Source organism: Pseudomonadales bacterium (assembly GCA_041395945.1).
Taxonomy (GTDB): Bacteria; Pseudomonadota; Gammaproteobacteria; order Pseudomonadales; family Azotimanducaceae; genus SZUA-309.
The window spans coordinates 2,801,331-2,814,302 of the sequence record JAWKZN010000001.1 but is presented as its reverse complement, the minus strand read 5'-3'; the positions used below and the strand labels follow the sequence as shown (position 1 = coordinate 2,814,302).

The window sequence follows — 12,972 nt, the reverse complement described above, 5'->3', positions numbered from 1 at the left end:
GCGGGTGCAGCAGGGTCCTTTGTCGGCCCTGAATGCCGGTCAGGCGTCTTTCTTGGATTTTTCAGAACGTTTGCGCACGTAGAGCACCAGTTCGTGGTCCACCAGTTCATAGCCGTGTTCCGTGGCGATTTCGTGCTGGAGAGCTTCGATGCGTTCGTTGACGAACTCGATGACCTGGCCGCTGTTCACATCGACCATATGATCGTGATGGTCGTCGCTGGCCAGTTCGAACACGGAATGGCCGTCATCGAAATTGTGTCGGGCCACGATACCCGCGGACTCAAACTGGGTCAGTACCCGGTACACGGTAGCAAGGCCCACGGAATCCGCAGAATCCATGAGGCTTTTGTAGACATCCTCGGCACTCAGGTGCAGCGATGAGTCGGCTTTCTCGAGAACTTCGAGCACCTTGAGTCGCGGTAAGGTCACCTTCAGTCCGGCGCGTTTGATGTCGGATGCAGGCATCGTCTCTCCTTGCGGGCAAACGGCAAGTTAGCCGATGGCGCGCGTGCGGTCCAGCGGCAGCGGGAGGCAGTGAACCCGGAGATGGCCCAGTTGACCACAGTTGGACTGGCTGCAGGTCAGGATCAGCTGAATCAGTCATTTTGCCCCTTGCGCCAATTCATTCATTGCCTCGATTGCCTGATCGCGCAGAGTGGACTGCCAGATTGGGCACTCACAATCCAGCGTGCCCTGGAAGGCCAGCTTCAGGTGAGTGGTCGCAATCGACTCCTCACGATTGCTGGCCCTGCGGATCCCTTCATACAGATTGCCAGCCAGTGAATCCGGAACCAGTGTGAGTACTTCACTCAGCAGTTTCGCAGCGCGCTTGTCGTTTCCAAAGGAGATCGGCCAGGGTGGAACGGTCGCGTAGAGGCGTGCGAGAAAGGCTTTTGCGTAACCTCCCCGCCAGGAAGGTTCTCGCGAAATCGACCTCTCCAATTCATCGCGCGCGCGCTTGAGTTCAGCCAGTCCTCCAATTCCGAGTGTCTTGGCATACGCCGCTCTGATCACGCCTGAAGTCAGCAGGGAGTCCGCTGAATCGTCAGAAAAGGTGCCTTGGATAGTCGCGCGATCCAGAAAGCCGGCGATCGTTTCTTTATCGGTTTTACCCGTTGACTCCACGCTACGGTAGTACTCTTCCAGAAGTGGCTCTGCATGGGCGATGGGACAAGTCAGGAGAAATAGGAGCAGGATCGTGCGTCTCATCTACTTCTGCCCGCACAATAATGAGCAGTTTCCAAGAATGTGCTTGCCCAGCAGTAAGGGTGCTGCTTGCAGAAGCGCTCGGGTATCAACTAAGGACACCCGGGTGATGCCCCATGATCTCAACAGGTGCTCCAGCTCCCCGACGTTTCCATAGAGGCGTTCATCCAAAAACATATCGTGAAAAGAAAAGTACCCTCCTGGTTTCAGGACACGCAGCGCCTCCTTGATAACCATACGCTTGTCTCTGGCGACTGAAACTTCGTGAAATACAAAGTGGCTCACGACATTGTCGAATTGACCATCGGTAAACTCCAAGGCATCCGCAGATCCATGCTCGAAAACAACCCGCTCGCAAACGCAGCCAGCTCGGGCATTGCCAATACAATCTAGCTTTGAATACTCCCAATCGGAATTCCACAGATCGACACCCGTCACCTTCAGTTGCTCGTTTTCCATCGCCAGTATGATCGCGAGGGCGCCGTTGCCAGTTCCGATATCTAGTGCGCTACCACGGCGATCGCCCTGAAGATGATCGATTGTCATTCGCCAGAGTTGTCTCTGAATACCTCCACCATGGTCATCGAACTGGTAGTACAGATAGGTCAACAGTAAAACCGTACCGATAGCAGCCACTCCGAGAGAAGCCGGAAGGAGATGCCACCAGGTCGGCAACATTGCGCTGGCTGCGAGTAGAACTGCGCCACAGATCGCTAATCCAGCGATTCGCCGAAGACGGATCCAGTTGCCGAAATCAGGCTGCCTTGGCATCGGATCGCCCCCAGAAGACAACCGCAACGCCCATCAGCAGCATGAATGGCATGTAGACAAGGACGGGTCCAAGAAACGTTGGCTCTTCAAAAAAATTAAGCGCCATGACCAGTGCCAGATTGACATTCTGTATGCCGATCTCCAGAACAAGCGTGCGCTCTTCGCGGCGCGAAATTCGAAGTTGCCGCGATATGAACACCGTGACCAGTAGGCTCCCCCCCAGGAGCAGCAGGACGGCCAGTGAGGATCGGGCGAAAATCCCCGTCAGATCCGGTTGTACTTGCGATAAGTTCACGAACAGAAAGACGATCAGAAGAACGAGAATGGCTGAGGAGAAGGCCAGCAACTTCCCTCGAACCCAAGCAGACCTCCCCGGAAACAGCCAATACAGCACCATACCCGTGCACATGGGTAGAGCCGTAGTGGCCACGAGCGTGATGACCATCTCCGGCACTGACACCCTCAGAACGTTTTCGCTGGCGGCGAACAGCGAAAGACCAACGCCCACAATCAGTGGCACGGTGAGCGGCGCAGCAACGCCCGAAGCGGCGGTCAGGGAGACGGATAGTGCGACATCACCCTGTGCGTAGCGCGAGAACATATTGGACGTGGCGCCGCCGGGGCAGGCCGCAAGCAGAATGAGACCAATCGCGACGGATGTACCCAGTGGAATGGTCGTCGCAATCAATACTGCCACCGATGGCATTAGGACAAGCTGACCTGCGATACCCATACAGATCGCGCGTGGCGCACTAAACAGCCGAAGAAAGTGCTCGAACTTCAGTTCCATGCCCAGAGCCAGCATCATCAACGCCAGAGTCAATGTGGGCACGAGAGAAAAATTGGAACTCACTGAAGCAGCGACGTGAAAGGAAGTACCGAGCGGTTCTCAGCCACCTTGTAGCTTCCCGCGAATCAGTCCGGCACTCAGTAGCCCCCAGGCAAGGACAAACTCCACCATGAGTTTGGAGCTTTGTGTCACCAGCAGGTTGTGCGGGATGGGTGCTGCGGCTTCGTCCGGGTGCAGCATTCTGCCCGTTGAGCCCAGACCACAGACTTCCCAGGTCGCGAAAGCGAAAAATATCAGTGCCGCCAGAAACAGTGTTCGAGTGACTCGATCGTTGTAGGCGGCGACCTTAGCGGCGAAAACGACACCGATGCTGATCAGCAGAATACTGCCAAAGACGATGTAAAAGATCGGGCCAGGGGCGGGTAGAGAGGGCCATGACCAGAGACCAAGCCAGATAAAGCAACCGAGTGCCAGAGCGCGTGTCAGGAGATGATTTTTGCGTGCATGGTGGAGTGCGAGACAGAGCACCCCGAGCTGGAATGAGTACATCCACAGGATTGTTTTAGTTGCGCCGATCAGCACCGCGAAATCGAACTCATTACCCGCCGACGATGTGCCGCCTCGCTCCAGAAACCGCAGGTACCCTGGTAGTGCGACATAATTTCCCAGCAATGCGTAGCCCAGAAATGCGCCACCGAGAATCAGCAGCAATCTCTGGCTACCGTCCGCCCACTCCATGCCTTCACTCTGATCTCTGCTCACCCGTCATTCTCCTTTACAGAATTTGCCTGATAGCCCGCGTGGTGACTGATGGAAGATGTATGTTAATCTACACAATGTGTAAAAGTATACTCAGTGTACAAAAATTGTCATGCCCAGTTTGAGAGCCCGGAAGAAGGAACAGACGCATCAGAAGATTCTGCGGTGCTGCGAACGTCTGTTTCGCACACAGGGCTACGATGAGACGACGATTGAGCAGATTGTTGAATCTGCGCAGGTGAGCCGGAAGACCTTCTTCAACTATTTTTCGACAAAAGATGCAGCGCTGGCCGAGCTGGGCATCGAGTGGCTGACACAGCAGGGAGCCAGGGCCCGGGAGGGTGTGCAGGAGCATCCGCCCACCTCTCTGATCGACGGTCTCAAGCGATTCCAGCGGAATCAGTTTGAAGCAATCGAGCAGGACCGGGAGTTCATGAAACTCGTGTTCACCCGATCGGCCGTGTTCTTTCCCCACGGTGATTTCGTGGGAACCGATTCAGACCAGACGCGTCTTGCTGGCACGAAGGCTTTTTTCGGCAACCTCGCGTTGTTGTTCCGAACCGCGCAGTTGGCGGGTCAAGTGCGTTCGGATGTGACCGCTGAACAGATTGCGGAGATATACGTGGGTGCAATGCTGGTCACGGTTCGTCTATGGCTGACCGACTACTGGACAGATGACGCCAGTCTGGTAGATCGTGGTATGCAGGCTATAGAGCTGCTCGAAAAGGGATTCTCCAGTCGCTGAAGCGGGGGCCCCGTTGATGCGGTGATCCGCGGAAGGAAATCGGTAACAGGTCGTCCGCGAAAGGTAGAAAAATGATCGAAGAAGAGATTGACATCCACACCACCGACGGCGCGATGAACACATTCATCACGCATCCCGAAGAAGGAGGACCGTTTCCTCCCATCCTCTTTTTTATGGATGCGCCCGGCAAGCGGGAAGAACTGCACGATATGGCAAGACGGCTCGGCACCGCAGGCTACTACGTGATGCTGCCGAATCTCTATTACCGGCGTGTCCGGGAGTTTGTCATGACGGCGGACGCCCGCGCGCAGATGTTCGAACACATGAATTCGTTGTCGAATGCGCTGGTCTGTGCGGACACCCAGGCTCTGCTCGATCACCTTGACGAGGACGCCGCAGCCCGGGGTGGACCGGTCGGTGTGGTGGGCTACTGCATGAGCGGTCCCTTTGCGTTTGCCGCGGCTGCCGCCTTCCCCGATCGAGTCGCCGCCGCCGCATCCCTGCACGGTGTCAGACTCTGTACCGAGGCGGAGGATTCGCCGCATCTCGATGCCGCGAAGGTGAAAGGGGAGCTCTATTTCGGCTGTGCCCAGACCGATGAGTGGGCGCCGCCGGAAATGATTGCCGCGCTGGAAACGCACCTCGCACAGGTGGGTGTACGCCACCGGGTGGAGTGGTACCCGGACACCAGCCATGGATTCGTCTTCCCCCAGCGCCCGGCTGTGTATCACAAGGCGGCCGCAGAGCGGCACTGGGAGCGACTCTTTGCGCTGTTCGGACGAAACCTCAAGCCGCTGGGATAAGGGCCTGGATTTTGCTGTCGCTGAGTCCGGCGGCCTGGGCGGCCTGCAACAGGGATGACCAGGAGTTGTCGTCGATGGGCACCCCTTCGGCGATGCGCGCAGCCAGAGCTTCCTGTTCCGGTTCGCCGGGGATACGCACGCGATCATTGCCTCTGGCGGGCTGGGAACTGTGCAGGTAGTCGACCATGGCCTTCACTTCGGAGCGAAAATTTTCCAGACCACCGAAGGCGGCAGGGTCGAGCACGAACATGAGCATGTGATTGACGATCGTATTGTCCCGGGGGTTGCCCGGCTGAGCCGTCCACTCGCCAGCGAGGGCGCCGCCGAGCAGTTCACACATGACTGCGAGGCCGTAGCCTTTGTGTGCACCAAAGGGTCCGAGGGCACCGAAAGGTTCCTGGTACATCACCGCAGGATCCGTAGTTGCGAGGCCTTCGTGATCGACCAGGGCGCCATCGGGCACCCGCTCTCCCTTCATGTGGGCCACGCGCACTTTGCCCATGGCGACTGCGCTTGTTGCCATGTCCAGTACGATGGGTTTGTCATCGGCGCGTGGAATCACACAACAGAAAGGGTTGGTCGTCATGCGCCGTTCGCGGCCACCGAATGCGGTCACCAGCGGTGCGTGACCCACCACGTTGACGAAGTGCACGGAGATCATGCCGGCCTCACCGCACTGCTCGCCGTAGCTGCCGATGCGTCCTAAGTGGTGACAATTGCGCACACCGGCGCAGACGATGCCCGTTTCCCGTGCCCGGGCGATGGCCTGGGTCGTGGCCTCGGCGCCAACCACCTGGCCAAATCCGAAACCACCATCGAACAGCATCACAGCGCCCTGGTCCCGGGTCAGCGTCGCCCGGGCGGCCGGTTGCAGGTGCCCGGCACGCAGATTGCCGATGTAGGCCGGGACCATGCCGACTCCGTGTGAATCGTGACCTTTGAGATTGGCCTCGACCAGGTGCGCGGCCACCTGATCCGCGGCTGCACTCTCCGCTCCGGCTGTGGTGAATATTGCACTCACGAAACGCTCGAGTGTTTTTGATTCGATCAGCATGGAAACTGCTCCCCCGGCCTGTTCGTGTTGAAACCGCAGCATCGCGCCCGACCCACCACTGCTGCGCAGGGGTAGTGTTGCCTCTTTCCGAAGCCTGTGACAAGGTCTGAACCCCGACGGGGGCAGCAGTATCAGGGGGGCAGGTGCAGGAATTGACACGCGGATACGGGCTCATTGAAGGCCCGGTGTGGGATCCACAACGGGGTCTCATCTTCAGCGATGTGCTCGGGGGCGGCGTCTACTGCATCGAGAGTGACGGTCGGGTCAGCACGCTGTTCGAACACCGCCGTGGCATCGGCGGCATGGCACTTCATGCGGCGGGCGGTCTGGTGGTCAGCGGTCGCAACGTCGCCTTCAAACCTTTTGATGGGGGCGCCACGGTCACCCTGCTCGATCGGGATGAAGCGGCCGGCAACGTAGGCTACAACGATCTCACTACGGATGCCGCCGGACGCATCTACGTCGGCTCACTCGGCTCCAGTCCGGTATTCGACGATGGCCGGTCACCGGCTGCCGGTGATCTCTATCTCATCGATCTGGATGGCAGCAGCCGGGTTGTTGGCGAGGATGTCCGCCTGACCAACGGCCTGGGCTTCTCACCAGACGGCAGAATCCTCTATCACTCGGATTCCCGTCGCGGCACGGTGTTCTGTTACAGCGTCGAAGCGTCCGGTGGACTGGGGGAAAAGCGGCCTTTCGTGACATTGCAGAAAGGTGTGCCCGACGGACTGGTGGTTTCCGAAGACGGTGCGGTCTGGGTAGCCCTGGCTGGGGGTGGTTCCGGAGTAGCAGTGTTCGAATCCGACGGCCGCCTGCGCGAACACATCGCCATACCCGACCCGATGTGCACCAGTGTCTGTTTCGGCGGTGAGGACCGACGCGATTTGTATATTGTTTCCGGCTCGGAAGGCAATCCCGAACCCAACAGTGGTGCCATCTACCTGCACCGTTGCGCAGTCCCTGGGGTGGCCGTTGCTGTTGCCGGAACCGCACTGCCGGGAGGCTGAATGCCTGTCACCCGGGCCATCGGGAACTGGGACTGAATTTCTTTGATTGAAAGGGGGGCGACATGGCTAAAACACAACTGGATACCGGTACTCAGGATCTGCTGGCTCACGAGGAAGACGGGGTGGCGGTCATCACACTGAATCGACCACAGGCGCGTAACGCGATGTCGGGTGAGATGAACGCCGCACTGGCGCAGATGCTCGACTACGCTGAACAGACGGCGTCTGTGCGCTGCGTGGTGATCACCGGTGCGGGCGGCGCCTTCTGTGCCGGTGGCGATGTGAAAAGCATGGCAGCCGGCGGTGCGGGTGGTGGTCCCAGCCTCGATGAGCGAATTCACGCCCAGCGTCTCAATCAGCGCAATACGGCTGGCCGCATGTATCTGATGCCGAAGCCGGTGATCGCAAGTATTCCAGGGCCGGCAGCAGGTGCCGGGTTGTCCCTGGCGCTGTCAGCCGATCTGCGGGTAATGGCGGATACCGCCTTCATCACCTCGGCCTTTGCCAGGGTGGGGTTCTCGGGTGATTACGGCGGCAGTTTCTTTCTCTCCCATCTGGTGGGCAGCGGTAAAGCCAAAGAACTCTACTTCCTCTCGGATCGGATCAGTGCCGAAGAGTGCCTGCGCCTGGGCATCGCTAATCAGGTGGTGCCGGCGGCGGAGCTTGAAACGGCCACCATGGCGCTGGCGCGGCGACTCGCCACCGGCCCTTCCGCCGCCTATCGATACATGAAGGAAAACTTCAACCGGGCCGCCATGGGTGCGGATGTGATCGAATGCCTCGACCTGGAGGCTACCCACCATGTACACACCGGGCTGACCGAAGACCACCGCAATGCGGCGAAGGCGTTTGTGGAAAAGCGTCAGCCGGAATTCAAAGGGCGCTGAACCGCGGGTATCCGCAGGCCTTTCTCTTCGAGGAAGGCCGGGTTAAAGAGTCGTGACTGGTACTTGTGTCCCGTGTCACAGAGCACGGTCACGATGGTGTGACCGGGCCCCATCCGGCGGGCGGTTTCCACCGCCCCGCACAGGTTGATGCCCGTGCTCGAACCGAAGAACCAGCCCTGGGTCCGCATCTCCTCATACACCATATCCACCATGTCCTGATCGGTAACCTGAACAGCATCGTCCACCTGGGTGTCTTCGAGATTCACGGTGACCCGGCTGTTGCCGATGCCTTCGGTGATTGAAGGCCCCTTGCTCATCTGCGGATCGCCACTCTTTACCCAGCTGTACAGCGCGCTGCCCATGGGATCTGCCAGCACGATGCGGGTGTCGCGGTGGACTTCCTTGAGGTAGCGGCTGACACCGGCCAGGGTGCCACCGGTGCCTGTCGCAGCGACGAAGGCATCCACATGACCTTCGGTCTGGGCCCAGATCTCCGGGCCGGTGGAGTCATAGTGAGCCTGCCGGTTGGCGGTATTGTCGAACTGGTTTGCCCAGACAGCACCTGGCAGACTTTCCGCAAAGCGTCCGGCCTGCTTCTGGTAGTTCATCGGATCCCTGTAGGGGACTGCGGGGACTTCCCGCACATCGGCGCCCAGGGTGCGCAGCAGTTCGACTTTCTCTGGCGATTGGGTGTCCGGCATGTAGATGATGCAGCGGTAGCCGCGTGCGTTGCAGATATGGGTGAGGCCGATGCCGGTGTTACCGGCGGTACCTTCCACCACGATTCCGCCGGGCTGGAGTGCGCCGGATTTCTCGTGTTCCCGGATGATCCACAGGGCGGCACGATCCTTCACCGAACCGCCCGGATTCAGAAACTCCGCTTTGCCGAGGATCTCGCAACCTGTCTGTTCGGACAGCCTTGACAGGCGGACCAACGGAGTGTTGCCGATGGCGTCTTCGAAGCGGCTGGGTATGTTCATGGCACTTATCCGTCTGTGGAGGGTCGATTCTACGGGTTCGAAGATTGCGGGTGGTAGCCATGATCGGTAATCATCCGGAATACAGACAGCGGAGGTGGTTATGAGCAGTGTCGAGATCGCAGGTATCGAAGCGGTCGGGCTGGATCCGGCGCGGGTGGAGGCCCTGCGGGTCAGAGCCCGGCGGGAAGTTGAAGAGGGTCTGCTGCCTGCAGTACAGATTGCAGTGGCGCGCAATGGTCGGCTGGCGATGTTTGAGAGTTTCGGTACTGCGGACAGCACCAGCCTCTTCTGTCTGTTTTCCGCAACCAAGGCCATCACATCGGCGGCAATCTGGCTGCTCATGCAGGACGGGCGCCTGTCTGTGGACGAAAAGGTTGCGGATGTGATCCCGGCCTTCGGCAGCAATGGTAAGGAATCGATCACCGTGGAACAGCTGCTGCTGCACACGGCGGGATTTCCGGCTGCACCATTCAAATCTCTCGACTGGATCAATCCGACCCGGCGCTGGGAGCGCTTCTCCCAGTGGCGGCTGAGCTGGCCACCCGGATCACGTTTCGAGTATCACCCCACTTCCACCATGTGGGCGCTTGCCGAGATCATCGAGCAGCGCAGTGGCATCGCCTTCCAGCAGTTCATCCGTGAGCGCATATGCCAGCCGCTGGATCTTCTCGACCTGTTCGTCGGTCTGCCGGAGCGGGAGAACCACCGGGTCGTTCCCTGTGCCATGGTGGGCGAGCCGCTGACACCGGCCGATTACCAGCGGCTCGGTGTGCCAGCTCCACCGGTAACAGAAGTCACTGAAGACGCCATCCTCAGCTTCAATGATCCGGCGATCCGTGCGGTAGGTGTGCCCGGTGGTGGTGGGATCACCAGCGCCGCCCAACTGGCCCTGTTCTATCAGGCGCTGCTCCACGGAGGGCTCGACGACAGCGCCGCAGTCTGGTCCCGGGAAACCCTTACCAGCGCCCGCAGAGTGCGCACGGGTGAACTCAGAGACCCGCTGTTTCATAAGCTCGTGAACCGCGGGCTGGGCATAGTGATCGCCGGGGATGAGAGCCGCAGCTATCGGGGCTTCGGTAAAACGAACTCCCCGGAAGCCTTTGGTCACAACGGCGCTGGCGGCCAGCTCGCCTGGGTGGATCCCGCCAGCGGCATTTCGCTGGCGTATCTCACCAGCGGCCATGACCGCAATGAAATACGCCAGGCTCGCCGGGGTGTTGCCATCAGCAGTCTTGCAGCAGTCTGCGCAGGCGAACAGGTATGAGTCGATGGCTGCTGTGCCTGCTGCTGTGCCTGTCCACCATGAGCCGGGCGGACTGGTTCGAACGGCGTGAGTCGATCATGGGCACCGCTATCCATGCGGAGGTCTGGTCGGATAGCGCGGAAACCGCGGAACAGGTCCTCGACTCTGTAATGGACGAGATGCGTCGAATCGACACGACCTACAGTCCGTACATCGAGACCAGCGCGCTGTCCGAGCTGAATCGGCTGGCGCCTGTCGGCTGGGTGTCTGTTGCAGCGGAGATGATCGACCTGCTGACTCGCAGCGCCCGGGTATCCGAGCTCACCGAAGGAGCATTTGATATCACCTATGCATCGATCGGCAGGTATTACGACTACCGGGAGGGCGTGCGCCCGGACAGCGCTCAGATAGAAGAAGGCCTGGCTGCTATCGACTACCGGTATGTTGAAATCGACGTCGAAAAGGGACGGGTTCGCTACGCGCACCCCCATGTCTATGTGGATCTTGGTGGTATCGCCAAAGGTTACGCGGTGGATCGCAGCATCGACATCCTGCGTGCGGCCGGCATCGAGCAGGCATCGGTGTCCGCGGGTGGAGACAGCCGTATAATCGGCGATCGTGGTGGCCACCCCTGGACCGTCGGCGTGCGGGACCCCCGTGACGCAAACCGGATGGTCGTACTGCTGCCGCTGGAGGACACGGCGGTTTCCACATCCGGCGACTATGAGCGTTTCTTCGACGAGGCGGGTGTGCGCTATCACCACATTCTCGATCCCGCTACCGGCGATTCGGCCAGACACAGCATGAGCGTGACTGTGCTCGGACCGGATGCCACGCTCACCGATGCCCTCTCCACCAGTGTGTTTGTGCTCGGTGCCGAAAGAGGTCTCGCCCTGATCGACCGCCTGCCGGGCATAGATGCCATAATCATCGACGCACAGGGCCGGCTGCACTATTCGGCCGATCTCTCCGAACTGGTGGACCCGTCGCAGGCCCGGTCTTCCGGAGACGGCGCGCCCCGTTGATTCGGTTCTCAATTCCCTCACTGGCGGGACCAGGTCCTCGCGAACTGTGAATCCCGGCACACTTTCAAAACCTGCCCTCAACTAACGTGCGTAAACGACAGGCTGCCTGGAAAGAGCAGCCGAACACGCAGACATGGATAGCTGCCGGTCAGTTACACCGGAATCCGCTGTCGGTTTGAAGACAGCGTGTTTTCGAATCGTGCAGTCGGCGGATTCCGGTTTCTTCTCGACTGCCTGTCGTAACGGGCGCGGCTATGGATGGTCCAATCGCGAAATCGGTACACAGGGAAGGCACCTGATGCAGCAGCCCGAAACGTCGGTGAGGCCGGCAGTTCGAAGGATCCAGCGTGACGATTCACGCTCGATGCGACAGGGAAAGGCGACTGGGTGAAAGCCCCGGTGCAGCAGACGCCACAGGGCATGTGCTGCACCCGGGAAGCAGTATTCGCCAGATCTTTCGACGGCCCACTGTCTTTATGATGTTTGGAGGTAGACAGATGAAACGATGCATGAGATGGACTAAGACGGTCGCACTGACAGTCATCGCACTGGCTGCCGCCAATGTCGGTGCGGTCACGCTGCAGCAGGACGCTCCGGATTTCACACTGAAAAGCCTGGAAGGCAGCAACCTGCGCCTCAACGAATACCGCGGGCAGGTGGTGCTCATCAATTTCTGGGCGAGCTGGTGCGGACCCTGTCGCCAGGAAATGCCGCTGCTGGATCGACTCCACAGCCGTTATGAAGACACCGGTTTTGCGGTGCTGGGTGTGAATGTCGAAGGCGTCGTCGAGCCCGCGATGGAAATCGTACAGAAGACCAATGTGACCTTTCCGATCCTTATCGATGATGGCCAGCGTGTCTCGGAACTGTACAACCTGCAGGCCATGCCGAGCACCGTGGTCGTCGATCGTGACGGTGTCGTCCGCTACATCCACCTTGGCTACAAACCGGGTGACGAAGCGAAGTATGTGGAAGTGGTCAAGCAACTGATCCGCGAATAACCCGCACGGGCAGGTTCGCGACGGAACAGGCAGACACAGGCGCACAACGAACAGGACACGAACGATGCGAAGGACAGCAATCGCTACACTACTGACACTCATGACGTCTGTCGCTGTCGCGACAGACGCAGTTGCGTCGGAGGCACCGGCAACAGACGCTTCAGCCATGGACCCGACAGCGACGACCGCACCGGTTGTCAAAGCGGTCGTGGCTCCGGCTGGCTCCCCGGCCGTCCCGAATCAGCCGCTCGGTGATGATCTCGAAGGGGTCAAGCAGGCGCTGCTCAAGCTCAAACGGGATCTGGTGATCCTCGAAGAGGATCTGCTTTTTCCGGCCAGCACTCAGGTGGCCGTATTCCTCTCCATGGACATCGGCGAGCTGTTTCAGCTCGACTCTGTGACGCTGAAACTGAACGGCCGGGAAGTCGCCCACCACCTGTATACCGATAAACAGACGGACGCGCTGTACCGCGGTGGTATCCAGAAACTTTATGTGGGCAATGCCAAACAGGGTTCGAATGAACTGACCGCCTTCTTCACAGGCCGGGGCCCGGGTGGCCGGGATTATCGGCGCGCCACCAGTGTGGCCTTCGAGAAATCCTTCGAACCCACCTTTATCGAGCTGGCCATCGCCGATTCCACGGCCGACTACCAGCCCGAGTTCCGTTCCGCGGTCTCCGACTAGAGCGCGGGACAGCGGG

15 protein-coding genes are annotated in these 12,972 nt (G+C 59.6%); 8 read left to right on the top strand and 7 right to left on the bottom strand.

Translation table 11 applies throughout. The features are described 5' to 3' along the window. Window positions 1-39: 39 nt before the first annotated feature. The 5 genes from fur to R3E82_12845 form a co-directional block, all read right to left on the bottom strand. Window positions 40-465, bottom strand: a complete 426-nt coding sequence (fur, locus tag R3E82_12865; GenBank protein MEZ5551777.1) for a ferric iron uptake transcriptional regulator — start codon at window positions 463-465, stop codon at window positions 40-42. Window positions 466-600: 135 nt separating this feature from the next. Further along, window positions 601-1,209, bottom strand: coding sequence for a hypothetical protein (locus tag R3E82_12860; GenBank protein ID MEZ5551776.1), 609 nt, complete (start codon window positions 1,207-1,209; stop codon window positions 601-603). Further along, entirely contained in the window at window positions 1,210-1,884 is a 675-nt protein-coding gene (locus R3E82_12855; protein MEZ5551775.1) for a class I SAM-dependent methyltransferase, read from the bottom strand. It abuts the gene before it with no gap. 76 nt (window positions 1,885-1,960) lie between these two features. After that, window positions 1,961-2,830: a bile acid:sodium symporter gene (locus R3E82_12850; protein ID MEZ5551774.1), complete on the bottom strand. Its 870-nt coding sequence runs from the start codon at window positions 2,828-2,830 to the stop codon at window positions 1,961-1,963. A gap of 36 nt (window positions 2,831-2,866) precedes the next feature. After that, complete coding sequence (locus R3E82_12845; GenBank protein ID MEZ5551773.1) at window positions 2,867-3,529, bottom strand: hypothetical protein; 663 nt, start codon at window positions 3,527-3,529, stop codon at window positions 2,867-2,869. A 109-nt stretch (window positions 3,530-3,638) separates the two neighbouring features. On the opposite strand from R3E82_12845, the gene R3E82_12840 reads away from it, so the two are divergent. Together R3E82_12840 and R3E82_12835 are read left to right on the top strand one after the other, a co-directional pair. Next, window positions 3,639-4,271, top strand: a complete 633-nt coding sequence (locus R3E82_12840; protein ID MEZ5551772.1) for a TetR/AcrR family transcriptional regulator — start codon at window positions 3,639-3,641, stop codon at window positions 4,269-4,271. 71 nt (window positions 4,272-4,342) lie between these two features. Next, window positions 4,343-5,074: a dienelactone hydrolase family protein gene (locus R3E82_12835; GenBank protein ID MEZ5551771.1), complete on the top strand. Its 732-nt coding sequence runs from the start codon at window positions 4,343-4,345 to the stop codon at window positions 5,072-5,074. On the opposite strand, the gene R3E82_12830 is transcribed toward R3E82_12835, so the two are convergent. Beyond that, the gene (locus R3E82_12830; protein MEZ5551770.1) at window positions 5,058-6,128 is read right to left on the bottom strand and encodes a malate/lactate/ureidoglycolate dehydrogenase; all 1,071 of its coding nucleotides are present in this window, start codon (window positions 6,126-6,128) and stop codon (window positions 5,058-5,060) included. The two genes, R3E82_12835 and R3E82_12830, sit on opposite strands and share 17 nt — an antisense overlap. A gap of 143 nt (window positions 6,129-6,271) precedes the next feature. Between R3E82_12830 and R3E82_12825 the strand changes: the two genes are divergently transcribed. Both R3E82_12825 and R3E82_12820 read left to right on the top strand, forming a co-directional pair. Continuing rightward, complete coding sequence (locus tag R3E82_12825; protein ID MEZ5551769.1) at window positions 6,272-7,135, top strand: SMP-30/gluconolactonase/LRE family protein; 864 nt, start codon at window positions 6,272-6,274, stop codon at window positions 7,133-7,135. Between the two features lie 62 nt (window positions 7,136-7,197). Continuing rightward, window positions 7,198-8,022 (top strand): enoyl-CoA hydratase, encoded by an 825-nt coding sequence (locus tag R3E82_12820; protein ID MEZ5551768.1) that lies wholly within the window; start codon window positions 7,198-7,200, stop codon window positions 8,020-8,022. On the opposite strand, the gene R3E82_12815 is transcribed toward R3E82_12820, so the two are convergent. After that, a complete protein-coding gene (locus tag R3E82_12815; GenBank protein ID MEZ5551767.1) occupies window positions 7,998-9,002 on the bottom strand; it encodes a cysteine synthase A in 1,005 nt (334 codons plus the stop codon). The two genes, R3E82_12820 and R3E82_12815, sit on opposite strands and share 25 nt — an antisense overlap. Window positions 9,003-9,102: 100 nt before the next feature. On the opposite strand from R3E82_12815, the gene R3E82_12810 reads away from it, so the two are divergent. The 4 genes from R3E82_12810 to R3E82_12795 all read left to right on the top strand — a co-directional run bounded on the left by R3E82_12810 (window position 9,103) and on the right by R3E82_12795 (window position 12,956). Next, entirely contained in the window at window positions 9,103-10,266 is a 1,164-nt protein-coding gene (locus R3E82_12810; GenBank protein MEZ5551766.1) for a serine hydrolase domain-containing protein, read from the top strand. Further along, window positions 10,263-11,270 (top strand): FAD:protein FMN transferase, encoded by a 1,008-nt coding sequence (locus tag R3E82_12805; GenBank protein MEZ5551765.1) that lies wholly within the window; start codon window positions 10,263-10,265, stop codon window positions 11,268-11,270. Before R3E82_12810 ends, R3E82_12805 begins: the two co-directional genes overlap by 4 nt. A 509-nt stretch (window positions 11,271-11,779) precedes the next feature. Next, window positions 11,780-12,271, top strand: a complete 492-nt coding sequence (locus R3E82_12800; GenBank protein ID MEZ5551764.1) for a TlpA disulfide reductase family protein — start codon at window positions 11,780-11,782, stop codon at window positions 12,269-12,271. 64 nt (window positions 12,272-12,335) lie between these two features. Beyond that, entirely contained in the window at window positions 12,336-12,956 is a 621-nt protein-coding gene (locus R3E82_12795; GenBank protein MEZ5551763.1) for an AraC family transcriptional regulator, read from the top strand. The last annotated feature ends 16 nt before the right edge of the window (window positions 12,957-12,972 follow it).

What these genes read in the sequence shown, in the direction of transcription:
- R3E82_12805 (MEZ5551765.1), top strand. Translation starts at nt 10,263, where the DNA reads ATGAGTCGATGGCTGCTGTGCCTGCTGCTGTGCCTGTCCACCATGAGC.
- R3E82_12795 (MEZ5551763.1), top strand. Translation starts at nt 12,336, where the DNA reads ATGCGAAGGACAGCAATCGCTACACTACTGACACTCATGACGTCTGTC.
- R3E82_12820 (MEZ5551768.1), top strand. Translation starts at nt 7,198, where the DNA reads ATGGCTAAAACACAACTGGATACCGGTACTCAGGATCTGCTGGCTCAC.
- R3E82_12800 (MEZ5551764.1), top strand. Translation starts at nt 11,780, where the DNA reads ATGAGATGGACTAAGACGGTCGCACTGACAGTCATCGCACTGGCTGCC.
- R3E82_12840 (MEZ5551772.1), top strand. Translation starts at nt 3,639, where the DNA reads ATGCCCAGTTTGAGAGCCCGGAAGAAGGAACAGACGCATCAGAAGATT.
- R3E82_12855 (MEZ5551775.1), bottom strand. Translation starts at nt 1,884, where the DNA reads ATGTTGCCGACCTGGTGGCATCTCCTTCCGGCTTCTCTCGGAGTGGCT.
- R3E82_12810 (MEZ5551766.1), top strand. Translation starts at nt 9,103, where the DNA reads ATGAGCAGTGTCGAGATCGCAGGTATCGAAGCGGTCGGGCTGGATCCG.
- fur (MEZ5551777.1), bottom strand. Translation starts at nt 465, where the DNA reads ATGCCTGCATCCGACATCAAACGCGCCGGACTGAAGGTGACCTTACCG.
- R3E82_12860 (MEZ5551776.1), bottom strand. Translation starts at nt 1,209, where the DNA reads ATGAGACGCACGATCCTGCTCCTATTTCTCCTGACTTGTCCCATCGCC.
- R3E82_12835 (MEZ5551771.1), top strand. Translation starts at nt 4,343, where the DNA reads ATGATCGAAGAAGAGATTGACATCCACACCACCGACGGCGCGATGAAC.
- R3E82_12830 (MEZ5551770.1), bottom strand. Translation starts at nt 6,128, where the DNA reads ATGCTGATCGAATCAAAAACACTCGAGCGTTTCGTGAGTGCAATATTC.
- R3E82_12815 (MEZ5551767.1), bottom strand. Translation starts at nt 9,002, where the DNA reads ATGAACATACCCAGCCGCTTCGAAGACGCCATCGGCAACACTCCGTTG.